The organism is Symbiobacterium terraclitae (genome assembly GCF_017874315.1).
Taxonomy (GTDB): Bacteria; Bacillota; Sulfobacillia; order Symbiobacteriales; family Symbiobacteriaceae; genus Symbiobacterium; species Symbiobacterium terraclitae.
Genome location: NZ_JAGGLG010000043.1, coordinates 1 through 22,776 on the forward strand (window position 1 = coordinate 1; position 22,776 = coordinate 22,776).

Below are 22,776 nucleotides of genomic sequence, written 5' to 3' on the forward strand. Positions count from 1 at the left end.
GAGGCTTAGCCGGTCCTTTATCTGGCACTACATACCACCAAGCGCCTCTCGTGAGCCGACCTGCGGCCACCAAAGGCGCCTTTGTCTGCAACCTGCGGAAACACCGCCCCTCGCGGGGCGGTGTTTCCTCGCTTCCGGTCTACGCCGTCACCGTGCCGGGCTGGCCCTTCTGGGCGGTGCCCAGCACCCGCTTCACCATCTCGTGCTCCCGGTTCAGCCGGCAGGCTGTGGTGGGGAAGAGCTCGTCCTTGGGGTTGGGCACCTTGTAGGTGTCGATAATCCCCTCCGAGATCGCCTGGTTGACCAGCTCGTACGTCTTCCGGTCCACGATCTCAGACCCGGCCAGCACCCGCAGGAAGTACTTCAGGCCCACGAAGGGCTTGCCGTACTCGGCGCTGTCCAGCTTGCGGATCATCATCTCCATGTCGTACATCGCCGGCGGGAGGATGCCCAGCAGCGCCTCAATCGTGGTGAACTGGTTGACGAAGGACATCACGTCCTTGCTCATCGTCTTCTCAACCGCCACCACGTGGACCTGCTTCCCCCGGGCGCGCAGCTTGCGGATGACCTGGATCATGTCGCGGTCGCCGCAGACCAGCACGAACGTGTCGATGTCGTCGCGTGTGTACATCATCTCCAGTGCGTCGAGGCTCATCTCGATGTCTGCTGCGTTCTTGCGCGTGCCGTCCTCGTAGTTCTTGGAGAAGACGTGGCGCGGCTCCACGCTGCGCCGCTGCAGGTCGCTCATCAAGCCGCGGAACTCCTCGTGGTCGAAGTCGGCGTAGGCGTGCATCAGGCAGACCTGCCCGTCGGAACGCTCCCCCATCTCACGCAGGCTGGTGATCAACCGGTCCAGGTCGGGTGCCACGCCGTACTGCTGCTTCATGCTCCAGTAGATATTTTCGTAATCCATAAAGATGACCGATCTCAACTGGGTCCCTCCTCATTACTCACCCTGCTCCTAGCTTTGGCCGATACCGCCCCTTCCATACCACTGTTACTGGCCAGCATACGAAAACCGGGTGACCCGTGCCACAAGGCACGTTCACCCGGTCTTCCGGCAGCGCGCTCCAATCCGTCATGCTGGCAAGCACCGCTCAACCCTTGCCCTGGATCAGAGAACGGGGTGGTGTTCAGTTCTCAAGCAGCGCACGGCGAACCGCCGCGGCTGCCTCGCGCGGCACGAACAGGAAGCAGCGGGTCACCGGCTGAGTCGCGATCCCCCTGAGAACCGCCGATACCTCCGTGACCTCACGCAGCTCGGGCGGCACCGTCCAGGAGAGGAGGATCTGGATGGGGGACGTGGAGCCCTGCTCGGGCCGCACGTAGTACTGGTAGGCCGCGGCGGCCGCCCGGTCGGTGCGGTGGTAGTAGTCGGGGTCGAACCCCGCCGCGGCCAGCGCCGCCCGCACCGCCTCCTCCCTGGGCCCGGTGAGCTCCCCGTCCAGCCGGATGCCGGCGAAGAGGTGCCGGTTCAGGAAGCGAAGGCTCAGGTCGGCCAGGACGGGGTCGGGCGCCTGGGTCCAGCGCTTCACGGCGTAGAGGACGTCGGTCTCGTCGAGGGCCAGGTACTGGGAGAGGCTCAGCTCCCGCCCGGCCAGCACCGGCTCCAGCGCCGGCGGCAGGAAGCCCAGCTCCTCCGCCGCCCCCTCCCGCACCAGGGCCACCGCCCGGCGCAGCGCCAGCTCCAGCAGCACCTCGCTGGAACGCGTCGCCTTGTGGAAATAGACGTTCCAGTACATGAAGTAGCGGGCCAGGAGGAACTCCTCGGCGGAGGTGATGCCCTTGTCCGTGAGGACCACCCGCCCGTCCACCACCGTGATGGTCTGGATCAGCCGCTCCAGGTCGAACTGGCCGTAGGTGACGCCGCACATGCGGCTGTCCCGCAGGAGGTAGTCCATGCGGTCCACGTCCAGCTGGCTCGAGATCAGCTCCTTCAGGAAGGGTGGACCATCCCAGGTTCCGCTTACGAACGAGGCAATTCGCGCCGGCCATGCCAGATTCCTGTCGGCGAGGATGCGGGAGATGCTGGAATCGGGGCCGGCGATGATCCGCACCACCCAGTCCTCGTGCCGCATGCCGGTCACCTTCTCGAACAGGTGCGAGAAGGGGCCGTGGCCGATGTCGTGCAGCAGGGCGGCGGCGCAGGCCATGGCCCGCAGGTCGGGGTCGATCTGCACCCCGTGCTCCACCAGGTGGCGCAGGACCCGGTTCATCAGGTGGTAGACACCCAGCGAGTGGGCGAACCGGGTGTGCTCCGCCCCGGGGTAGGAGATGAAGGAGGTGCCCAGCTGCCGGATGCGCCTGAGGCGCTGGAACTCCGGGCTCTGGATGAGCGCGAAGATCGTCGGGTCGGTCACGGCGATGTTGCCGTGGATCGGATCGCGGAATATGTACTCCTTCATCATCGACGCCCCCCTGATGCGGACCCCGGGACGATAGCGTTCCCTGCTGCTGCGCTTTTCTGTCTGCAATACGGCGGTACCGGCGGCAATCCCTGCTCCGGTGCCCGCCGGCGCCCCACAAGCAAGCCGGGCCTGTGCGCCACGCTGGCTGCACAGGCCCGCCGTCGCTATGGGATGTCTTACGCCTTCCCCTCCCGGTACTTCAGCGCCGCCGCGATGAAGTCGCGGAAGAGCGGGTGCGGCCGGTTGGGACGGCTCTTGAACTCGGGGTGGTACTGCACGCCCACGAACCAGGGGTGGCCCTCCAACTCCATGACCTCCACCAGGTTCCCCTCGGGCCAGACGCCCACCGCCTTCAGCCCGGCGGCCTCGAGCCGCTCCAGGTAGGCGTTGTTCACCTCCCAGCGGTGCCGGTGCCGCTCATAGATCAACTCCTCGCCGTAGGCGGCGTGGGCCTTCGAGCCGGGCTTGAGCTGGCAGGGATAGGCGCCGAGCCGCATGGTGCCGCCGAGGTGGGTGACCTCCTTCTGCTGCGCCATCAGGTCGATCACCGGGTCCTTGCAGTCCATGACGAACTCCGTGGAGTTGGCCTTGGGCAGGCCCAACAGGTGGCGCGCCACCTCGATCACCACCGACTGCATGCCCATGCAGATGCCGAAGAAGGGCACCTGGTTCTCCCGGGCATAGCGGATGGCGTTGATCTTGCCCTCGATGCCCCGGTAGCCGAAGCCGCCGGGAACGAGGATCCCGTCCACCCGGCCCAGCAGGTTGGCCAGCGCCTCCTCCGCCGCGCCGTTCTCCAGCCGCTCCGAGTCGATCCAGTGGATGCGCACCCGGGCGTCGTTATGGATCCCGGCGTGGTGCAGCGACTCCACCACGGAGAGGTAGGCGTCTTCCAGGGCGACGTACTTGCCCACCAGGGCGATGTCCACCTCTCTCTGCGGGTGGAGGGCCTTGTCCACCAGCCCCCGCCACTCCTTCAGGTCGGGGGTGCGGTCCGCCAGCCCCAGCCGCTGGCAGACGATGCGCGCCAGCCCCTCCTCCTCCAGGGCCAGGGGCACCATGTAGAGCGAGTCCAGGTCGATGTTGGGGATGACGGCCTCAGGCGGCACGTCACAGAAGAGGGCGATCTTCTCCCGCAGGTCCCTCGGGATCTCCCGGTCGGAGCGGCAGACGATCACGTCGGGCTGGATGCCGATGGAGCGCAGCTCCCGCACCGAGTGCTGCGTCGGCTTCGTCTTCAGCTCGCCCGAGGCGTCGATGTAGGGCACCAGGGTGACGTGGATGAAGAGCACGTCATCCTTGCGGGGCACCTCGTTCTTGAACTGCCGGATGGCCTCGAGGAAGGGCTGCCCCTCGATGTCGCCCACCGTTCCGCCGATCTCCACCAGCACCACGTCGGCGCCGCTGTCGTCGGCCACCCGGTGGATGTTCGCCTTGATCTCATTGGTGATGTGCGGGATCACCTGGACGGTACCACCCAGGTAGTCGCCCCGGCGCTCCTTGGCGATGACCGAGGAGTAGATCTTGCCGGTGGTGACGTTGTTCCCCTTGCCCAGGTTCACGTCCATGAACCGCTCATAGTGCCCGAGGTCCAGGTCGCACTCGGCGCCGTCCTCGGTGACGAAGACCTCACCGTGCTGAATCGGGTTCATGGTGCCCGGGTCCACGTTCAGGTACGGGTCAAATTTAAGGGCGGTGACCCTATAGCCTCGACTCTTGATGAGCCGGCCGAGGGACGCCGCCGTAATGCCTTTTCCGAGCCCCGATACCACGCCGCCTGTTATGAAGATGAACTTGGCCATTCACGTGCCCCTCCCTGGAAGATCGGCCGCTCCTGGTACCATGTATAAATACTTGACCATTCTAGCCATCTGCGCGGTCGCTGTCAAGGCGGGAGGGGATACCCCGTATCCCCCCGAATCCCCCCGGCGCTCAGCGCTCCTCGTCCAAGTCCTCGTCGTCGGAGAGGACGTCCTCCTCATCTTCGTCGAGGGCGAACTCGTCGTCCAGCTCCTCGCCGAGCTCCTCCTCATCTTCTTCCCCAACCAGGTCCAGCTCATCCTCGTCGCTGAGGACAACCCGGCTGGTGTGGGCGGGCGTGCCGTCCGGTCGGATGCGCACCACCTTGGCGGTCTTGGGCTGCCACTCCCGCAGACCCCACTCGCCGCCTCCCTGGTGGATGAAGCGCGAGTCGAGGTTGATCTCGGTGTGCATCTGCGCGATCAGACGGCCGGGGTTCTCCTGGTTGATGGCCTTCACCTGCATGACCGCGGTGATCAGCTCCTTGAAGTGCATCGGCTTGCCGTGCTTCTTCAGGATGGTGAAGGCGAGGTCGGTTACCGACATATCAGGCTTCAGATCCATAGGCGCTCCCATCACTTCTACACTCCCTGCTGTCCATCCACCTCGATGGGCAGCCACAGGTCCACAGGCCAACCCGTCAGCCGCCAAAAAAACCGAGGAGTGTTTCGACTGCCGCGCGCCGATTCCTGCTAACCAATCGCAGTATGCACTGAAATTTGTCGTGCGCCCGGCAGTGCATCAGGACCATGCCAACCTATGCGCCTCCCGCGGCCCCGGTCACCGCAGAATCGAAAGACTCCGCCCCGCCTTCGCGCGCGGTCGGAGTCTTCTACTTTCTGGTCAGCCTATACGGCTTCTTGGTTTACTCTTCGCCATCGGTCGGCTGGTATGGCGCCTCCGGGACAGCCTCAAGCGCGCTCGGTGAGCCTCTGCACGATGAACGCCGCCACCTGAGAGGGCACCGTGCCGGGGCCGAAGCCAGCGTCGAAGCCGAGCTCGACGGCCAGCTCGTGGGTGATGCGCGGGCCGCCGGCGATGAGCAGCACGCGGTCCCGCATCCCCTCGGCCTCCAGCAGGTCCACCAGGCCGGTGAGGTTCGTGAGGTGCACGTTCTTCTGCGTGACCACCTGGCTCACCAGGATGGCGTCGGCATCCACCTCCCGCGCTTTCGCCACCAGCGTCTCGTTGGGCACCTGGCTGCCCAGGTTCCACACCCGGAAGCCCTGGTAGCGCTCCAGGCCGTAGTCGCCGTGGAACCCCTTCATGTTCAGAATGGCGTCGAGCCCGACCGTGTGCGCGTCGGAGCCGGTGCAGGCGCCCACCACCCGGATGGGCCGGCCCAGCCGCTCCGCCACGATGCGGTCGACCTCCTGCATGGACCACTTCGGGGCCGTGACCTCGGGCACGTGGATCGCGTCCAGGTCGACGCCGCGGGTCGCCCGGGCGTAGATCACGAAGAAGGTGTAGCCGCCGCCCAGGTCGCGCATGGCCGCCACCTGCGGGTTCTCCAGGTTCATCTGCAGGCAGAGCTGCCGGGCGGCCTCCCGGGCCTTCCCGCCGATGGGCACGGGCAGGGTGAAGGAGAGCTGCACGGCGCCGTCGCCGGTCGTGTCGCCGTAGGGCAGGATCACGTGGCTCACCGCTCGGCGCCCCCTTTCAGGCACAGGTCGTAGAAGGGGTTCAGGTAGCCCTCGCCCCTGGGCAGCACGCCGTCCAGCCCCTTGCCGCCCTCCGGCGGGCGGCGGATGCCGGCGAAGACCCCGTCGGCGATGGCGGCGAAGAGACCGGTCCCGGCGATGGACTCCAGCAGCTCCACCGTGCGGGAGAGCACCTCGGTCGCCCGCCGCTCGATGCGCCCGCCCGGGGTGAGTTGGAACTCCTGGACGAAGTGGCGGGCGTAGTTGAAGATGTAGCGGGCGTTCTCGAGGGCCAGGAACCGGTCGTGCAGGAACGGCGTGTGAATCGCTTCCGTGAGGATGCCCACCAGGTGGATCTGCTGCCCCGTGGCCACGCTGGTGAGGTTGAAGAGGGCGTTCATCACGTGGCCCATGAAGATGTCGCCCGTCATGTAGCGGGTGGGCGGCATGTACTTCAGCGGGGCGTTGGGGAAGCAGGTGCGGCTCAGCAGGGCGTCGGCCATCTCGTAGAGCAGGCCGTCCTCCAGGGCAGGATCCATCTCGAAGGCGTGGCCGAGCCCGATCTGGGCGTCGACCATGCCCGAGAGGTGGGCGAACTGCTCGTTGATGAACTGCGACGCCAGCACCGTGTGGGCCGCCTCGTAGGCGTCGGCCGTGGTCAGGTAGTTGTCCTCGCCCGTGTTGATGATGATCCCGGCCTCGGCCTGGATCATGCGGGCGAAGTGCTGGTCGATCAGCGTCCGCTTCGGGTTGATGTCGCGGAAGAGGATGCCGTACATCGAGTCGGAGAGCATCATATCCAGCCGCTCCAGCGCCCCCAGCGCCGCGATCTCGGGCATGCAGAGGCCGCTGGCGTAGTTGGTGAGGCGCACATACCGGCCCAGCTCCTGGCTGACCTCGTCCAGGGCCCGCCGCATGATGCGGAAGTTCTCCTGGGTGGCGTACGTCCCGGCGAAGCCCTCGGTAGTCGCCCCCTCGGGCACGTAGTCCAGCAGCGACTGGGCGGTGGAGCGGATGACGGCGATCACGTCCGCCCCCTGCCGGGCCGCCAGCTGCGCCTGCACCACGTCCTCGTAGATGTTGCCCGTGGCCACGATGAGGTAGAGCCACGGCCCCGGCCGCTCGCCGTAGCGGGCGATCAGTTCCTCCCGGGTCCGCCGGTTCCGGTGGATGCGCGCAAGGGCAGCCCGGGCCAGCCGCTCCGCCTCCGCCCGGATCTGCTCGCCGGGCAGCAGCGGCACCTGCATCAGGTCCAGCTGGCCGGAGGCGACGGCCTCCGCCACCTGCTGGGGCGTCTGCCCCGTGCGGGCGCAGGCGTTGGCCATCCAGAAGGCGGCGCCCCGGTCCAGCCCGCCGCCGTCGGCGAGCGCCTCCACCACCAGGTTGGCCAGCGGGACCTCGTCGGGCCCCTTCCCCTCCACCCCGAAGAGCCGCACCACGGCCCGCTCGATCGCCGTGGTGGTGTGCGCCTCGATGAAGGGCTGAACTTCTGCGGTGATCCGGCGGGCGAGCGCGCGGGCCCGCGCCACCTGATCGGGGTCGATGCGTAGCGTGAGCGACAAGGGCGATCCCTCCGCTTCAGTCTTCAGGGTTCAGGTTGTGGGCGATGCCCGCCACCAGGTCCGCCACCGGCCGCCCGGCCACCTCGGCCACCCGGGCGCAGAAGTCCGCGGGGTCGTAGTCCGGCCCCACCGGCGAGTAGGCGTTGGTGGTGACGGCGGCGAGGTCGATTCCCCGCCGCACCCAGACCCGCCCGCCCTGGCGGCGCCAGCGGCGCCAGGCGGTCCGGCCCGCCAGCACGCGGGTCGGGTCGTCCACGAGGATGGGCAGCCCGCCCAGCCGGCGGGCCAGCAGGGCCATGAGCAGGCCGTCGGTGAGCGCGCCGCCCAGGCTGAGGACCGTGCCCGGGGGTGCCGCAGCGGCAGCCTCCGCCACCGCCGCCGAATCGGTCAGCGCGCTGGCCACCGGCACGGCCGCCGGCGGGCCCTCAGGGGGCAGGAGCGCCACCGGCGGAAGCGCATCGGCACCCCGGTTCAGCCAGTCGGCCGGCGCCGCGGGCAGGTCGAAGATCTCCAGCAGGTGGCGCACCTGCGCCACGGTCTCGTTCACGGAGGCCGAGTAGGCCGCCCCCGCCGCCAGCACGGCCCGGCCGGTCACCGCCGGCGCCGCCGCCGCCCGCCGGTCGAACGAGCCGTCCACCAGGCAGAGGGCCGCCCCGGCGGCCTCCAGCGCGTCCAGCAGCGCCCCGACCCGGGCGGCCGAGCCCGGGCCCACCAGCAGCACCGCCCCGGAACGCACCACCCGGCCGATCACCACAGGCCCCAGCGGCGTGGGGATGCCGGTCTCAGCGAGCACCTCGACAGCCGCTGTACCGCCGCTTCCGTGGCTGTCGCCAGGCGGGAGCTCGCCGCCCTGCGGGTTGTGGCCGCTGCGGTCCCAGGTGCCCTCCGGGCTCTCGCCGCCCGGCGTCAGTGCGGGCAGCGCCGTGGCGACCAGGGCGCCTGCCGGGGCCCAGATGCGGGGCTTGGGCAGCTCCGTCACCGCGTCCACCGCCTCGCCGTCCCGGCCGGTGGAGAGCAGCCCGGGCGTGAGCCCTTCGGCTGCGGCGGCCCGGATCAGGCGGTTCAGCGTCACGGTCTTGCCGGCGTTCTTGCAGAGGCCGATCAGGCTGATGCGCGCCCGGCCCGGGCGGCGGAGGACGGCCCGCAGGAGCCGGGCGGACAGGTCGTCAGTCATCGCCGGCCTCACGCTCGGGCTCGGGCGCAGCGGGCGCCGACTGGTCCACCTGCGCCAGCTGCTCCGGCGTGATCAGGTGCGACGGGTGCCCCAGGCGGGTGACGCCCGAGGGCAGGTCCACCTCGCCCGAACGCCGCCGGACCGCCCAAAGTTCGGCAGCCGGGCCGATCTTGATCGCGCTGTGGTCGGTGCCGCAGAGGGTGCACTTGTCGTCCACCACGTGGTCCTCGGGCGTGCCCTCGTGGTAGATGCTGATCTTCCCCTCGAAGTTGCGCAGGATCACCCGGCCGTCGGACTGGGAGATCAGGTACTGCGGCATGACGGGGATCTTGCCGCCGCCGCCCGGGGCGTCCACGACGAAGGTCGGCACGGCGTAGCCGGAGGTGTGGCCCCGCAGCGCCTCGATGATCGCCAGCCCCTTGGAGACGGTGGTGCGGAAGTGGCTCAGCCCCTCGGAGAGGTCGCAGTTGTAGATATAGTAGGGGCGGCAGCGCACCTTCACGAGTTCGTGCACCAACTTGCGCATGACGACGGCGCAGTCGTTGATGCCCTTCAGCAGCACCGACTGGTTGCCCGTGGGGATGCCGGCGTCGGCCAGCCGCTCCATCGCCTCCCGCGCCTTGGGGTGCTGTACCTCGAAGGGATGGTTGAAGTGGGTGTTGAGCCAGATGGGGTGGTACTTCCGGAGCATGCCGACCAACTCGGGCGTGATCCGCTGTGGCAGCACCACCGGCATGCGGGTGCCGATGCGGATGATCTCCACGTGCGGGATCGCCCGCAGGTTCTTGATCACGTACTCCAGCCGCCGGTCGGGCACCGCCAGCGGGTCGCCGCCGGAGATGAGCACGTCCCGCACCTCCGGGTGCTCCCGGATATAGGCGATGGCCCGGTCCAGCATGGCGGTGGACATGGCCTCCTGGTCGCCCACGATGCGCCGCCGCGTGCAGTGGCGGCAGTAGAGCGAGCACTCGTGCGTGATGAGGAAGAGCACCCGGTCCGGGTAGCGGTGGGTGATGCCCGGCACCGGGGAGTCGACGTCCTCGTGCAGCGGGTCGCCCATCTCGTAGTCGGCCCATGCCAGCTCGCTGTACTTGGGCACCGCCTGCAGCCGCATGGGGCAGTTGGGGTCGTCGGGGTCGATGAGGGTGGCGTAGTGCGGCGTGATGCCCAGCCGGAAGAGGTGCTCGGAGTCGCGGACCGCGGCCTCCTCCTCCTCCGTCAGGTTCACCACCTGCTTGAGCTGCTCCAGGTTGGTGATGCGGTGGCTCACCTGCCAGCGCCAGTCGTTCCACTGCTCCTCGGTGGCGTCGGCCCAGAGCGGGATGTCCCGCCAGTCGCGCGGCTTCGAAAGCATGAGCAGTCCCTCCCAGTTCGTTCGCATCCGGGCCCGCGGCCCCCGCCGCGGGCGGGTCTCAGGCGTACAACTCCTCGAACAGCGCCCGCAGGGCGGGGCTCTCCCGCAGGAGGTCGAGCGTGAGGTCGGCGTGGCCGGGGTAGTAGCCGTTGCCGATCAGCATCTCCACCTGGCTCCCGACCCCCTCCGCCCCCAGGGCGGCGGCGGTGAACGATGTGGCCATGCTGAAGAAGTAGATGGTCCCCGTCGGCTTGGTGGCCAGGATGGCCCCCAGCTCGGCCCCGGGCAGGTTCACCAGCGAGAGCGTGAGGTCGACCTTCTCCCCCACCGCCCGCATCACGCCCAGGGCGTCCCTGGCGTCGCCCCGGATGTACCGGTGCGCCGCCCCCAGCCGCCGGGCGCGCGCCAGGCTCTCCTCGGCGTAGTCGAAGCAGATGACCTCGGCCGCGCCCGCCCGCCGTGCGGCGTAGGAGCAGAGCAGGCCGCTCTTGCCGCCGCCGCCCAGGATCAGCACCCGCTGGCCGGGCTTCACCAGCCGGGCGGTCTGGGCCGGGGCGCCGCAGACGTCCAGCGCCGCCAGGGCGAGGTTGTCGGGGAGGTCCGACGGCAGCTTGGCGTAGATGCCGGTCTCGAAGAGGATCGCCGTGCCGGTCACCTCCACCTGGTCCGCCTCGGGCCGCACGGCATGGACCGCCTCGAGGCGCAGCGGCGTGAGGCTGAGGCTGACGAGCGTGGCGATGCGGTCGCCGGGCCGCAGGTCGGTGGTCAGCGCCGGCCCCACCTGGCGTACGGTGCCGATGAGCATCCCGCCCGACCCGGTGACGGGGTTGTGCATCTTGCCCCGCTCGCGCACGATGGCCAGGACAGCCTCGGCGATGCGTCCCGGGTCGCCCCCCGCCTCGTCGCTGATCTGCTTGAAGGAAGCCGAGTCGATGTTCAGCCGCTGGACGTCGATGAGGATCTCGTTGTCGTAGATGGCCGGGTCGTTGTTCAGCCGCCAGGCCGGCTGCGGCAGGACGCCGGCCGGCTCCAGCACCCGGTGCGTGCCGTAGGGGCAGCCCATGGTCATCGCTGCATCACTCCCTGTCTATGGCGAATTGCAAAAACCGTGCCACCGCTGCGCCGTGCAGAAAAAGACGATCCCTCTGCCGGTTTTTCGGCAGAGGGATCTGTTGCTGTCATGCGGTGCCGAAACTCAGGCAGTCTGCCGGTGGCGTTCAGCTGCAGGGTGTCACGCCACCGCGCCCTTGCTCAGTCGGCCGTGCTCACCTGCAGGGCTTCACGCCGCACGACCTTCCCCGGCCATCCGGGCATCATGGCGCCCAGGGCCAGTGCCACGAGTGAGGCGTAGAAGGTGAAGGTATACGCGTTCTCCAGGCCCTGCGTGTACTCCGCGCAGAAGGTGCGGATCGGACCCAGCGCCTGAGGCGGCAGGGTAACCCGGCCCACCGTCCCCGTGGTCGCCACGCCGTCGGGGCCGCAGAGCACCACCCGCTCCTCCGTGACCCCTTCCCCCCGGAACCGCTCGGCGCCGGCCATCTGCTGGCTGGTCGTGGTGGAGATGGCGGAGGCCAGGATGGTCGCCAGCAGGGCCACGCCCAGCGACTGGACCACCTGCCGCGTGGCGTTGACCAGCGACGAGGCCCGGGCCGTTCGGTTGAGCGGCACCACGGAGAGCGAGACCAGCATGGTGATCTGCACCGTCAGGCCCAGTGCCAGACCCCGCAGGGCCAGCAGCCACTGAATGGTGCGAATCGGCGTCTCGGGCGTGAGGTGCGAGAACTGCCAGGTGTTGATGGCCAACAGCCCGAAGCCGACAACGGCCAGAGGGCGGGCGCCGATGCGGTCGAAGAGCCGTCCCGAGACCGGCGTCGCCACCGCTGAGGCCAGCGCCAGCGGCAGCAGCAGCACGCCGGCCTCCAGGGCCGTCCGGCCCCGGAGAACCTGCAGGTACAGCGGCATCAGGAACTCGGCGCCGAAGAGCGCCAGCACCGAGACCCAGCCGGTCAGCGTCGCGACCAGGAATGCGCCGTTGCCGAAGAGCCGCAGGTCGAGAAGCGGCTCCTTGACGACGAGCAGCTCCACCACGGCAAAGATGACCAGCGCCACGACCCCGATCACGAAGAACCACACCACCTCAGGTGCGGTCCAGCCCAGCGACGAGGCCCGGCTGGCGGCGTAGAGGAGGGAGCCGAAGCCGACGCTGGAGAAGAGCAGGCCCAGCGGGTCGAACCGGGCCGAGCGGGAGCCGCTGGAGGCGGGGAGCCAGAGGGAGCCCAGCAGGGTTCCCACGATCGCGATGGGGACGTTGATGTAGAAGATCCAGCGCCAGTGGCCGAGGTCCACCAGCCAGCCACCCAGAATCGGGCCCAGGGCGGGCGCAGCCACCAGGGCGATGCCGAAGACGCCCATCGCCTTGCCCCGGTCTTCGGGCGGGAAGGCCTTGTAGAGCAGGGAGGTGCCGAGCGGCGTGGCAATGCCGCCGGAGGCTCCCTGCAGGGCCCGGAAGAGAATCAGCAGCCCGAGGTTCGGCGCCACTCCGCAGAGGAGCGAGCTGAGGCCGAACGTGAAGACGCTGGCGACGAAGACCCGCTTCTCCCCGAAGCGATCCCCCAGGAAGCCGGACAGGGGCGTGGCGATGCCCAGCGCCATCACGTAGACGGAGAGAACCCACTGGGTCAGGTTCAGATCGGCCGCGTACTCCTCCTGGAGCGTCTTGAAGGCGACGTTGATCACGGTTGTATCGAGAATCACCATGAAGACGCCGAAGACCACCGCGGCCAGGACCTTCCAGCGGGCGGCCGAACTGACTTCGGCGGCAGGAACCTGCGGTCCCATGAACGCACCTCTTTCACCCGAAATGTATGACCGGTCGTTTACTTGCAGGGCCGGAGGGCTGTGCACCTGCTGCCACCGCCGGCGCGCACCTGCGCCAGCGATGCGCTCGGCCTTCGGAGCCGGCCCGCTCACCTTCGGCCGGCGCCCTCAAGGAAGAGGCTCACCACGCGGTCGGGCAGCTGCTCGGGCTCCCGGGCGTCTTCACGGATGTGGTGATGGCCCTGGTAGCCCGAGACGAGCATCAGAAAGCTGGTGGCCAGGAAATCGGCGGGCAGGTCTGCGCGCAGCTCCCCTGCGTCGACACCCCGCTGCATCACGGCCGTCATCGCATCCAACATCTGCCCGTGGGCGGTCGTGACCAGTGCCCGCTCCTCCGTGGAGAGGTGCTCCGCCACGTCGCGCATCATCTCATCGATGCGGGAGCGCACCGGAATGCGGACGAGCGCGTGGCCTGCGATCTCCCGGAGCCGCTCGGCCGTGCTGAGCGGAGCGTCCGCGACGCGCCGGATCGCCTCTGCGATGGAAGCCATCAGGCTGCAGACCACCTCAGCGTAGAGTGCCTCCTTGCTGGCGAAGTGGTTGTACAGGGCAGACTTGGTCACACCGACCTCATCTGCAATCTGCCCCAGCGACACGGCTGCGTATCCGCTCTGTGTGAAGAGCTGCTGGGCCGTGGCGATGATCTCGCTGCGCCTCTCTCCCTGGGCGACCACATCCGTGGGAGGGCGGCCCCTGCGCCTGGTCGGAGCCACGTCCCATCCCCCTCCTGCGCGTAAATGACCGATTGGTCACTTATGCTACAAGAAAGCTTCCCCGCTGTCAAGCCGGAAACACGCCGGGAACGGTTGGATTCGACGCAGCTCAGGTGCCTCCGGGGGCGCGATCTCCAGGCGCGTGGCGGCCGAACGGAGCGATGACAAGCCCCAGCTGCACGAAGAAGAAACACCCCCGGGCCCGGGTTGGGCTCGGGGGTGTGACTATCGATCCGGCCGCTGAAGACCCAGCACCTTGATGCGGTACTGCAGCGTCTGCCGCGGCAGCCCGAGGATGCGGGCCGCCCGGCTCAGGTTCCAGTCCGCCTCCTCCAGCGCCTGCTGCACCGCGGCCCGCTCCAGGTGCGCCAGGCTCCGGCGGAGTTGGGCGGGATCCACCCGGTCGGGCCTGAGCGGGATCACCCCGGGCCGGTCCGGCGGGTGGGACGGCGCCTGCCCGGTGAGCCCATGCTCCGCGGCCGCCCGCTGCAGGTGTGCGGGCAGGTCGATCAGCGTGATCTCCGGACCGCCGGCCAGCTGCAGCGCCGCCTCCAGCGCGTGCTCCAGCTCCCGCACGTTGCCCGGCCAGGTGTGGATCTGGAAGAGTCGCTCCACCTCAGGACTGAGCGGGCGGCGCTGCGCGCCCAGGCGTGCGCTGTGCTGCGCCAGGAAGTGCTCCGTGAGCAGCGGGATGTCCGAACGCCGCTCCCGCAGCGGGGGCAGCTCGAGGGTCACCACGTTGATCCGGTAGTAGAGGTCGCGCCTGAGGCGCCCGGCGGCCACCGCCGCCCACGGCTCCTCGTTGATGGAGGCGATCACCCGCACGTCCACCTGCCGCTCGGCCGCGTCGCCCAGCCGGCGGATGCGGCCGTCCTGCAGCACCCGGAGCAGCTTGGCCTGCAGGTCGGGCTGCATGGAGTTGATCTCGTCCAGGTAGAGCGTGCCGCCGTCGGCGAGCTCGAACAGCCCCGGCCGGTCCTCCGCTCCGGTGAACGAGCCCCGGGCGGTGCCGAAGAGCAGCGACTCCAGCAGCCCCTCCGGCAGCGCGGCGCAGTTCTGCGCCACCAGCGGCCGGCTCCGCCGGGGACTGGCCGCGTGGATGGCGTGCACCAGCAGCTCCTTGCCCGTGCCCGTCTCGCCGTAGACCAGCACCGGCGAGTCCGTCCGGGCGGCCCTCAGCGCCCGCTCCTTCACGGTCGCCATGGCGGGGTGCTCGCCCACCAGGTCGTCGATGGTGTACCGGGCCCCGCCCAACGGGGCGCCCCGGCGGCGCCGGCGGCCCAGCAGCTCCGCCTGCAGGCCCGCCACCCGCTCGGAGAGCTCCCGCACGCGCGTGACGTCCTTGGAGACCTCGATCGCACCCACCAGTCTGCCCTCGTGGAAGATGGGCAGCGTGGAGTTGATCGTGGTCACCCGCTGCCCCTTATAGTTGGCGAAGGTCTGCTCGCGCGGGGGTACGGGCTGGCCGGTGGCCAGCACCTTCAGCAGGGTGGAGGTCTCGGGCGTCAGCGAGGGGAACAGGTCGAGCAGGTGGCGGCCGATCACCTCCTCGGGCGAGAGGCCGTCATTCCTCCCGGCCTGCTCGTTGTAGAGCACCGTCACCCCGTCGCTGTCGATCACGTGTATGCCCTCGTCGATCACCGACATGAGCGCCTTGAGCAGTCGCGTCTGGTCGATCAAGCCTCTCCCTCCCCGCCCGGAGCCAGGCAGCCGCCATCCCACTCGCTCAGCATGGCGCGGATCCGCGGAATCTGCGCCTCGGCCGCCTCGCGGCCCCTGGCCACCAGCTCGGCCACCCGGTCCAGCTCGATCAGGCTGAACTCCCTGAGGTCGGGGCGGATCACCACGTCCGCCGCCGCGATGGCCTGCTGGATCAGCGGCTGCTGCACCAGCGCAAGGCTGTTCATCATGATATGTAACAGGTTCCGGGGCCGCCGGGCCGGGTTCGGCCCCTGGTTGAGCTCCACGCCGATCACCAGGTCTGCCCCCATCCGGCGGGCGGCCGCGGCGGGCACCGGCTGGGTCAGGCCGCCGTCCACGAGCGTGTGCCGGCCGATCCGCACCGGCAGGAAGATGCCGGGGAAGGCACAGCTGGCCCGCACGGCGGTGGCGACGCGGCCGCGGGTGAGCAGAACCTCCCGCCCGTTCAGCAGGTCCGTGGCCAGCGCCGCGAAGGGCAGGCAGAGGTCGCTGAAGCTGAGGTCGCCCACCCGGGCCACCAGGAACCGCTCCAGGCCGTCGGCGTCCAGCAGACCGTCTCGGCGGACGCGCAGCCGCACCAGAGAGCGCCAGTTCATCTCGCCGGCCAGCCGCTCCATGTCCCACGGGTCGCAGCCGGCGGCGTAGAGGGCCCCTACCAGGCTGCCGGCCGAGGTCCCCGCCACCAGGTGAATGGGGATCCGGTGCGCGACCAGCGCCTGCAGCACGCCGATGTGCGCGATGCCCCGGGCAAACCCGCCGCCGAGGGCAAGACCGATCCTGGGCGTTCCGGCCGTACGCCTCACCTCCTCTCTTCGCCGGTGGATTGCGAAACTCCTTGGGTCGGGCGCCGCTACCGGCCGGCTACCAGCCTATGCAAGAGGCAGGGAGGCCTGTGCCTCCCTGCCGCGCGCGTCGCTGTCAGTTGGTGAAGGTAGCCGTGAGAGCCGGGAAGGTACCGCCGTCCTCCTTCGGCAGCGGCGGCAGCGTGAGGGTGACCTCCTCGCCCGCCGGCACGGCATCGCAGTAAAGCTGGAAGTGGATCCCATCCCGGCGCTGGTCCGCGGTCAGCGACCTGCAGGTCAGCGGCCCCGCTGCGGTGCTGGCGGTGGGCATGAGCGCCTCCCGGCCATCCGGCAGCACCAGCCCCTCGCCCCGCACCGTGTAGGCGATGCGGGTCACCTTGTCCCCGGTCGCCGCGGAGGTGACGACGAGGGTCAGCCCGCCGCCCTCCACCGTCTCGCTCAGCTTGACCGTCCGGGTCGGCCGGAAGAGTGCGGCCGTCATGCGCTGCTGGGGATCGAGGTGCAGCTCCACGTCGGGCTCCGCCAGCCGGGCCGCCAGCGGACCCAGCAGCGGAACGGACGCCAGCTGGTATGCCACGTGCGGCTGCGTCGACAGGGCGACCAGCAGGACCGCAGCCGCAGCGGCGACCGGAACGATCGCGGCAGCCCAGCGGCGCCAGGCCGGACGGTGGCTGACGGCCTTCAGGCTCGACTCGATGCGGGCTGCCACGTCGGGCGGGCAGCTGCCCTGGTCGACCCAGGCCTTCAGCCCCTGTGATAGCTTGTCGCCCATCTCTTTCATCGCGTTGGCCTCCTCTGCGCAGGCCTCGCACTGCAGGAGATGTGCATCTATGGCGGCGCGATCCCGCGGTGAGAGCGAACCGTGGAGATACGCCATCAACTCCGACTGCACTTGCTCACACTGCATCGACCCCGCGCCCCTCCTTTCGTGCTTCGACGGCGTTCAGGTGGTTTCGCAGCAGCTTCATCGCTGCGTGGAGGCGGGATTTCACCGTGCCCAGTGGGATGTCGAGGACCCGCGCGATCTCGTCCAGTTGCATGTCGTTCAGGAAACGCAGCACCACGACGACGCGGTAGCGCTCGTCGAGACTGCGCACGGCATCCCAGACGTCGCCGTCATACGGTAGTTCCGTTTCAACGGAACCGTGGGGGCCCAGGTCCTCCGGTTTCTCCACGGGGATGACCCGCATGCGCTTGCGCAGGATCTGGGTACAGGTATTGACCAGGATGCGGCGCATCCAGGCGGGGAAGGCCACGTCGCCGCCCTTCAGCTGGTCGAAGGCACGGTAGGCCCGTATGGTGGCCTCCTGCAGGGCATCGGCGGCATCGGCCTCGTTGCCGAGAATCGCCCAGGCGGTGCGGTAGAGCCGGCCTTGCTCCGGGCGGTACAGGGCGAAGAAGCGTTCCTCCATGCTCACGGGTTCCATCCCTCCTTCTCGGCGTCACCCCCTCCCGCCGTACGCCTCGCCTTGAAGAGCGCGCCACGAGGGAAAAAGGTTCGGCAGGCGCCTGAGAGCTAGCAGCGAATCATAGGAAACGAGGTGGTTTAGGTATGAAACAGGCCCTGGTAAGCTGGAAGGGCGGTATGGCCTTCGAGGCCCGCACCGGCTCGGACCACACGGTGACCATGGATGCCCGCCCCGAGGTCGGCGGCGAGGACCGGGGGCCCCGTCCCACCGAGCTGCTCCTGGCCGCGCTGGGCGGCTGCACCGGCATGGACGTGGTCTCGATCCTGCGCAAGATGCGGGTGCCGTTCGAGCGGGTGGAGGTTGCGGTGGAAGCGGACGAGCGCGCGGAGCACCCGCGGTACTTCGAACGCTTCCGGCTGGTCTACCGCGTATTCGGGCCCGACGTATCCGCAGATCAGGTCCGCCGGGCGGTGGAGCTCTCGGAGACCCGGTACTGCTCCGTGGCCGGCCTCTTCCGCCACGGGGCGGAGATCAGCTACCGCATCGAGATCAACGGCGAGGCCGTTGACTAACAGCAAAAAGGGAGCCCGCGCACCACAGCGGGCTCCTTGTATTTTAGCACAGAATACAGACGTTCGCGTCAGTCATGCGCGCATGCGGGCGCCTCGTTGTCCGTCGGACGCCGGGCGCCAGCGGCTGTCACGCCCGCTCGCGGCCTGGCGCAACCGGCCGGCGCGGGGACGGCGGGCGACCCTTACATCCGCTCGGGCGCCGAGACCCCCAGCAGCCCGAGGGCGTTGGCCAGCACGATGCGGGTGGCGTCCACCAGCGCAAGGCGCGCCCGCGTGAGCGCCAGGTCGTCCGTCACCACCCGGCAGCGGGTGTAGAACTGGTGGAACACGGTGGCCAGCTCGTTCAGGTACCGAGTGATGCGGTGCACCTCCCGGGAGTCCGCCGCGCCGATGATCTCCTCCGGGAACTCCGCGAGCTTGCGCAGCAGGTCCACCTCGGTCTCGTCGGCCAGCAGCGCCAGGTCGACCTGGTCGGCGGCGGGCACCTCGATGCCCTGCTCCTGCGCCTGCCGCAGGATCGAGCAGATGCGGGCGTGGGCGTACTGGATATAGAAGACCGGGTTGTCGCTGGACTTCAGGTTGGCCAGGTCGAGGTCGAAATCCATGTGCGTGTCGAGGCTGCGCATCAGGAAGAAGTAGCGGGCCGCGTCCACCGAGACCTGCTCCAGCAGGTCTTCCAGGAAGACGAAGTTGCCCTTGCGCTTGGACATGCGGAACTCCTGTCCGTCCTTGAACAGGCGGACGATCTGCGTGAAGAGGATCTCCAGCGAGTCCCGCGGGTGGCCGAGGCACTCCACCATCGCCTTCATCCGGCCCAGGTAGCCGTGATGGTCCTGGCCCAGGATGTCGATGAGGGTGGTGTAGCCCCGGTCGTACTTGTCCTTGTGGTAGCAGGCGTCGGCGGCGAAGTAGGTGAACTCGCCGTTGGACTTCACCAGCACCCGGTCCTTGTCGTCGCCGTAGGACGTGGTGCGCATCCAGACGGCCCCGTCCTTCTCGTAGGCCTCGCCCTTCTCGAGCAGCCACTTCACCAGCTCTGCGGGCCGCCCGGCCTCCCGGAGGGACCTTTCGCTGAACCAGCGGTCAAACTCCACGCCGTAGCTGCGGAGCACCTCCTCCTGACCCTTGCGGAAGTACTCCGGCGCCCAGGTCTCCAGGAAGGCCAGCCGCTCCTCCTCCGGCTTCTCCAGGAAGTCGGGATACCGCTCCAGCAGCTCCCGGGCGCAGTCGATCACGTACTCGCCCGGGTAGCCGTCCTCGGGGATCTCGATGGTGGCCCCGCGCAGCTCCTGCGCCCGCAGGTCGACGGTGCGGGCCAGGATCTTCACCTGGTTGCCGGCGTCGTTGACGTAGAACTCGGTATGGCACTCGTACCCGGCCCAGTTGAGCACCCGGGCCAGGGCCGAGCCGAAGGCGCCCGCCCGGGCCTGCACCAGGACCATCGGCCCGGTGGGGTTGGCGCTCACGTACTCCAGCAGGATCCGCTGCTTCTGGCCGTGGTCGCTCTTGCCGTAGTCCGCCCCCTCGGCCTGGATGACGGGCAGCACCTGGTGCACCCAGCCGTGCCGCAGCCGCAGGTTGATGAAGCCGGGCCCGGCAATCTCCACCGATTCGATCCAGGTGCCTTCCAGCTGCAGGTGATCGACGATCGCCTGCGCGATGACGCGGGGGGCCTTCTTCTCCTGCCTGGCCATCACCATGGCCAGGTTGGTGGCGAAGTCGCCGTGGGCCTTGTCCTTGGGGATCTCCAGCATGACCTCGGGGGCGGGGCCGGCCAGCTGGCCCGCCGCGGCGGCCCGCTCCACGGCGTCTGCCAGCGCCCGGCGAATCTCGCTCTTGATCTGCTCCATGATCCGCATGTTCCGTCCGTCCTCCCAGATCTACACGTATCAGCCGAACGCCAGGATCGCCTCGCGCAGGAGCTTGGCCGCCAGCACCGGCGTCCGGTCGGTGTGGTCGAGTCCGGGGGCCACCTCCACCACGTCGAGCCCCACCACGTTGAGGCCCTCCATGGCCAGCAGGGCATCGATCATCTCCTTGCTCGTGATGCCCCCCGGCTCGGGCGTGCCCGTGCCCGGCGCGAAGGCCGGATCCATCACATCGATGTCGATGGTCACGTAGACCGGCCGGTCGCCCAGCGTCGGGATCACTCGTCGCAGCGGCTCCAGCACCTCGTGCGGGAAGAGGTGGCACCGGCTCATGCCGAACTCGTACTCCTCCTGTGTGCCGCTGCGGATGCCGAACTGGTAAAGGTTGCGGGCCGGCAGGAAGTCCAGGCAGCGGCGCATCACCGCCGCGTGGGAGAGCGGGTTGCCCAGGTACTCCTCCCGCAGGTCGGCGTGGGCGTCGAACTGCAGCAGCACCAGGTCGTCGCCGTACTTCTCGTAGGCGGCCTTCACCACGGGGAGGGTCACCAGGTGCTCGCCGCCCATCATCAGCGACAGCTTGCCGTCGGCGAAGAGCCGGCGGGCCACCTGCTCCGCCCGGTTCAGGCTCTCCTGCACGTCACCGAACACCACCGCCACGTCGCCCAGGTCGAAGAAGTTCTTCTCGGTCAGGCTCTTGCGCGAGTGGTAGCTGAACTCCTCGATGCCGTACGAGGCCTCGCGGATGCGGCCCGGGCCAAAGCGGGTGCCGGGGCGGTAGGAGGTGGTGAAGTCCTGCCCGATGCCCCACAGCACCGCCCGCGCCCCGGCGTAGTCGTCCGAGGACGCCATGAAGTCCGAGAGCCGCTCGATGTGCGGAAAGCCGGCGAAGTTGCGGCCGCCCATGGCTACCGGCCCTCCTCCTCCGCCGCCACGATCTCGGCCACGAAGCCGGGCAGCTGGAAGGCGGCGAAATGGACGTCGGGGGTGTAGTAGCGCAGGCGCCCGAGGGCGGCGATGCGGGCCTCGGGATCGGCCTCGAGCGGGTCGTACTTCTTGGAGCCCAGGGTGAACGACCAGAGCCCCGTCGGGTACGTGGGCACCGCGCAGGTGTAGAGCCGGGTGATCGGGAACGACTGGCGGATGCCCCGGTACGCCCGCCGGATGACGTCGGCGTTCACCCACGGCGACTCGGTCTGCGCCACCAGGATGCCGTCACCGGTCAGGCAGCGGTAGACGCTGGCGTAGAAGTCGGCGGTGAACAGCCCCTCGCCGGGGCCGATGGGCTCGGACGAGTCGATGATGACCACGTCGTACTCGGCCTCGTGCTCCCGCACCCACTGGATGCCGTCGGCCACGTGCACGTGCACCTTCGGGTTGCCGCTGAGGGCGACGGCGATCTGCGGGAAGTAAGTCTTGCAGCACTCAATCACGCGCCCGTCGATCTCCACCAGGTCCACGTGCTCGACGCCGGGGTGGCGGGCCACCTCGCGGGCCATCCCGCCGTCGCCGCCGCCGACGATCAGCACGCGCTTCGGGTCAGGGTGGGTGAGCAGGGGCACGTGGGCACCCATCTCGTGGTAGACGAACTCGTCGCGGTCGCAGGTCTGGAAGAAGCCGTCGAGGGCCATCAGGCGCCCCCACTGCGGCGTCTCCACGATGACCAGCTCCTGGTAAGCGGTCTGCTCGTGATGGAGGACCCTGGTGGTGCGGACCGAGAGCCGCATGTCGTCAGTCTGATTCTCGGTGAGGAAGAGTTCCACGAGGCTCGGGCTCCTTTCCAGCGCTACTGATCGGGGTAAAGTACCGTCAAATTATAGCACATGCCCCGGCGCGCGACAAAAGGGGCGCGATTCCCGCACCGGGGCTTTCCTCCCGGCATGGAACCTGCTGGTCAGCAAGTATGTTCTGTGCGCAGACGTGGTCGCGCATCGTGAGGCAATCTCGGCTGCGTCCCGGGGAAAGCAAAAAACTGTCCCCAGGGTGACCTGGGGACAGTCCTCTGGCGGAGAGGGTGGGATTCGAACCCACGGTGGCTGTTAACCACACCGCTTTTCGAGAGCGGCACCTTAAACCACTCGGACACCTCTCCGGAACCGGTGAGGGGACAGGGCGCCCTTTCGGGCGCCGCTTGAACTGGAGCCGGTGGCCGGACTCGAACCGGCGACCTGCTGATTACGAATCAGCTGCTCTACCGGCTGAGCTACACCAGCGAGCATGGCCATATGGAACTGGTGCGAGGGCCGGGATTCGAACCCGGGACCTCTCGGTTATCAGCCGAGTGCTCTGGCCTACTGAGCTACCCTCGCATGTGGTGCAGATGGGGAGACTCGAACTCCCACCGGGGGTGGTTACCCGACACGGTCCTGAGCCGTGCGCGTCTGCCAATTCCGCCACATCTGCAGTTGCTGGCGGAGGCGACGGGATTCGAACCCGCGATCTCGGCCGTGACAGGGCCGCATGTTAGGCCTCTACACCACGCCTCCGCAATATGGGGTGAACCGCTTCCGACGGCCGCCTTCGGCGCGGCCCGCAGGCTCGTAGAGTGACGTCGTGGCGCTCTCACGAGTCGCCATCGATGGGCGCCTTCGGCGCGGCACCTCCGGTGCCGGCGCCTGCAGGCGCCTAGAAATACGCATTCGCGCTATGTCGGAAGCGGGCGCCTGTCGGCCCCTGCTTCCGACATAGCGCTTTGGTGCGCGGTAGAGGGATCGAACCTCTGACCTCATGAACGTCAATCATGCGCTCTCCCATCTGAGCTAACCGCGCAGGTCGACTGCGGCAGTCATCGCGAACTACCGCTTGGTGGAGCTAAGGGGAGTCGAACCCCTGACCTCTTGAATGCCATTCAAGCGCTCTCCCAACTGAGCTATAGCCCCGGAAAACTGGAGCGGGTTA

At 68.8% G+C, this 22,776-nt stretch carries 19 protein-coding genes, 7 tRNA genes and 1 pseudogene; 1 reads left to right on the plus strand and 26 read right to left on the minus strand.

Going from position 1 to position 22,776, the window contains the following annotated elements; all coding sequences use genetic code 11:
• Positions 1-139: 139 nt before the first annotated feature.
• The 16 genes and pseudogenes from J2Z79_RS16990 to J2Z79_RS17060 form a co-directional block, all read right to left on the minus strand.
• Positions 140-931: an NYN domain-containing protein gene (locus tag J2Z79_RS16990; RefSeq protein WP_209468100.1), complete on the minus strand. Its 792-nt coding sequence runs from the start codon at positions 929-931 to the stop codon at positions 140-142.
• Between the two features lie 202 nt (positions 932-1,133).
• On the minus strand, positions 1,134-2,405 hold the full coding sequence (locus tag J2Z79_RS16995; protein WP_209468101.1) for an HD domain-containing protein: 1,272 nt from the start codon (positions 2,403-2,405) through the stop codon (positions 1,134-1,136).
• A 179-nt stretch (positions 2,406-2,584) separates the two neighbouring features.
• Complete coding sequence (locus J2Z79_RS17000) at positions 2,585-4,210, minus strand: CTP synthase (RefSeq protein ID WP_209468102.1); 1,626 nt, start codon at positions 4,208-4,210, stop codon at positions 2,585-2,587.
• A gap of 130 nt (positions 4,211-4,340) precedes the next feature.
• The gene (gene rpoE / locus J2Z79_RS17005; protein ID WP_209468103.1) at positions 4,341-4,772 is read right to left on the minus strand and encodes a DNA-directed RNA polymerase subunit delta; all 432 of its coding nucleotides are present in this window, start codon (positions 4,770-4,772) and stop codon (positions 4,341-4,343) included.
• 347 nt (positions 4,773-5,119) lie between these two features.
• Entirely contained in the window at positions 5,120-5,851 is a 732-nt protein-coding gene (kamE, locus tag J2Z79_RS17010; RefSeq protein WP_209468104.1) for a lysine 5,6-aminomutase subunit beta, read from the minus strand.
• Complete coding sequence (kamD, locus tag J2Z79_RS17015) at positions 5,848-7,410, minus strand: lysine 5,6-aminomutase subunit alpha (protein WP_209468105.1); 1,563 nt, start codon at positions 7,408-7,410, stop codon at positions 5,848-5,850. Before kamD ends, kamE begins: the two co-directional genes overlap by 4 nt.
• 16 nt (positions 7,411-7,426) lie before the next feature.
• Positions 7,427-8,584, minus strand: coding sequence for a lysine 5,6-aminomutase reactivase subunit KamB (gene kamB / locus J2Z79_RS17020; RefSeq protein WP_209468106.1), 1,158 nt, complete (start codon positions 8,582-8,584; stop codon positions 7,427-7,429).
• Positions 8,577-9,938 (minus strand): lysine 2,3-aminomutase, encoded by a 1,362-nt coding sequence (gene kamA / locus J2Z79_RS17025; protein WP_245302940.1) that lies wholly within the window; start codon positions 9,936-9,938, stop codon positions 8,577-8,579. Before kamA ends, kamB begins: the two co-directional genes overlap by 8 nt.
• Positions 9,939-9,996: 58 nt before the next feature.
• Positions 9,997-11,007, minus strand: coding sequence for an L-erythro-3,5-diaminohexanoate dehydrogenase (kdd, locus tag J2Z79_RS17030; protein ID WP_209468107.1), 1,011 nt, complete (start codon positions 11,005-11,007; stop codon positions 9,997-9,999).
• A gap of 182 nt (positions 11,008-11,189) precedes the next feature.
• A complete protein-coding gene (locus J2Z79_RS17035; protein ID WP_209468108.1) occupies positions 11,190-12,776 on the minus strand; it encodes a DHA2 family efflux MFS transporter permease subunit in 1,587 nt (528 codons plus the stop codon).
• 128 nt (positions 12,777-12,904) lie between these two features.
• Positions 12,905-13,528 carry a TetR/AcrR family transcriptional regulator gene (locus J2Z79_RS17040; protein ID WP_209468109.1) on the minus strand — a complete coding sequence of 208 codons (624 nt, stop codon included), beginning with the start codon at positions 13,526-13,528 and terminating at the stop codon, positions 12,905-12,907.
• 225 nt (positions 13,529-13,753) lie between these two features.
• Positions 13,754-15,208, minus strand: a complete 1,455-nt coding sequence (locus tag J2Z79_RS17045; RefSeq protein ID WP_245302941.1) for a sigma-54 interaction domain-containing protein — start codon at positions 15,206-15,208, stop codon at positions 13,754-13,756.
• A complete protein-coding gene (locus J2Z79_RS17050) occupies positions 15,205-16,032 on the minus strand; it encodes a patatin-like phospholipase family protein (protein ID WP_209468110.1) in 828 nt (275 codons plus the stop codon). Before J2Z79_RS17050 ends, J2Z79_RS17045 begins: the two co-directional genes overlap by 4 nt.
• 115 nt (positions 16,033-16,147) lie before the next feature.
• On the minus strand, positions 16,148-16,813 hold the full coding sequence (locus tag J2Z79_RS17055) for a hypothetical protein (RefSeq protein ID WP_245302942.1): 666 nt from the start codon (positions 16,811-16,813) through the stop codon (positions 16,148-16,150).
• Between the two features lie 63 nt (positions 16,814-16,876).
• A pseudogene (locus tag J2Z79_RS19315) lies at positions 16,877-16,939 on the minus strand (hypothetical protein); the annotation flags it as partial.
• Complete coding sequence (locus J2Z79_RS17060; protein WP_245302947.1) at positions 16,929-17,444, minus strand: RNA polymerase sigma factor; 516 nt, start codon at positions 17,442-17,444, stop codon at positions 16,929-16,931. The gene J2Z79_RS17060 and the pseudogene J2Z79_RS19315, both read right to left, overlap by 11 nt.
• A 140-nt stretch (positions 17,445-17,584) precedes the next feature.
• On the opposite strand from J2Z79_RS17060, the gene J2Z79_RS17065 reads away from it, so the two are divergent.
• Positions 17,585-18,013 (plus strand): OsmC family protein, encoded by a 429-nt coding sequence (locus J2Z79_RS17065; protein WP_209468113.1) that lies wholly within the window; start codon positions 17,585-17,587, stop codon positions 18,011-18,013.
• Between the two features lie 182 nt (positions 18,014-18,195).
• Here J2Z79_RS17065 and argS read toward each other — a convergent pair whose 3' ends face one another.
• The 10 genes from argS to J2Z79_RS17115 form a co-directional block, all read right to left on the minus strand.
• Positions 18,196-19,872, minus strand: a complete 1,677-nt coding sequence (gene argS / locus J2Z79_RS17070) for an arginine--tRNA ligase (RefSeq protein ID WP_209468114.1) — start codon at positions 19,870-19,872, stop codon at positions 18,196-18,198.
• A gap of 30 nt (positions 19,873-19,902) precedes the next feature.
• Positions 19,903-20,784, minus strand: coding sequence for an agmatinase (gene speB, locus J2Z79_RS17075; protein ID WP_209468115.1), 882 nt, complete (start codon positions 20,782-20,784; stop codon positions 19,903-19,905).
• 2 nt (positions 20,785-20,786) lie between these two features.
• On the minus strand, positions 20,787-21,641 hold the full coding sequence (gene speE / locus J2Z79_RS17080) for a polyamine aminopropyltransferase (protein WP_209468116.1): 855 nt from the start codon (positions 21,639-21,641) through the stop codon (positions 20,787-20,789).
• A gap of 240 nt (positions 21,642-21,881) precedes the next feature.
• Positions 21,882-21,970 (minus strand) — tRNA-Ser (locus tag J2Z79_RS17085).
• A 45-nt stretch (positions 21,971-22,015) separates the two neighbouring features.
• A tRNA-Thr gene (locus J2Z79_RS17090) sits at positions 22,016-22,091 on the minus strand.
• Between the two features lie 19 nt (positions 22,092-22,110).
• Positions 22,111-22,187 (minus strand) — tRNA-Ile (locus tag J2Z79_RS17095).
• Between the two features lie 3 nt (positions 22,188-22,190).
• A tRNA-Leu gene (locus tag J2Z79_RS17100) sits at positions 22,191-22,281 on the minus strand.
• A gap of 6 nt (positions 22,282-22,287) precedes the next feature.
• A tRNA-Asp gene (locus J2Z79_RS17105) sits at positions 22,288-22,364 on the minus strand.
• A gap of 207 nt (positions 22,365-22,571) precedes the next feature.
• Positions 22,572-22,647 (minus strand) — tRNA-Val (locus J2Z79_RS17110).
• A gap of 34 nt (positions 22,648-22,681) precedes the next feature.
• Positions 22,682-22,757, minus strand: a tRNA-Ala gene (locus J2Z79_RS17115).
• Between the last annotated feature and the right edge of the window lie 19 nt (positions 22,758-22,776).

Bases quoted from the DNA above. Each gene is read 5' to 3' on its own strand.
- J2Z79_RS16995 (WP_209468101.1), bottom strand. From the start codon at position 2,405: ATGAAGGAGTACATATTCCGCGATCCGATCCACGGCAACATCGCCGTG.
- J2Z79_RS17000 (WP_209468102.1), bottom strand. From the start codon at position 4,210: ATGGCCAAGTTCATCTTCATAACAGGCGGCGTGGTATCGGGGCTCGGA.
- kdd (WP_209468107.1), bottom strand. From the start codon at position 11,007: ATGACCATGGGCTGCCCCTACGGCACGCACCGGGTGCTGGAGCCGGCC.
- argS (WP_209468114.1), bottom strand. From the start codon at position 19,872: ATGCGGATCATGGAGCAGATCAAGAGCGAGATTCGCCGGGCGCTGGCA.
- J2Z79_RS17060 (WP_245302947.1), bottom strand. From the start codon at position 17,444: ATGGAGGAACGCTTCTTCGCCCTGTACCGCCCGGAGCAAGGCCGGCTC.
- J2Z79_RS17035 (WP_209468108.1), bottom strand. From the start codon at position 12,776: ATGGGACCGCAGGTTCCTGCCGCCGAAGTCAGTTCGGCCGCCCGCTGG.
- J2Z79_RS17055 (WP_245302942.1), bottom strand. From the start codon at position 16,813: ATGAAAGAGATGGGCGACAAGCTATCACAGGGGCTGAAGGCCTGGGTC.
- kamB (WP_209468106.1), bottom strand. From the start codon at position 8,584: ATGACTGACGACCTGTCCGCCCGGCTCCTGCGGGCCGTCCTCCGCCGC.
- J2Z79_RS17065 (WP_209468113.1), top strand. From the start codon at position 17,585: ATGAAACAGGCCCTGGTAAGCTGGAAGGGCGGTATGGCCTTCGAGGCC.
- rpoE (WP_209468103.1), bottom strand. From the start codon at position 4,772: ATGGATCTGAAGCCTGATATGTCGGTAACCGACCTCGCCTTCACCATC.
- kamA (WP_245302940.1), bottom strand. From the start codon at position 9,938: ATGCTTTCGAAGCCGCGCGACTGGCGGGACATCCCGCTCTGGGCCGAC.
- speB (WP_209468115.1), bottom strand. From the start codon at position 20,784: ATGGGCGGCCGCAACTTCGCCGGCTTTCCGCACATCGAGCGGCTCTCG.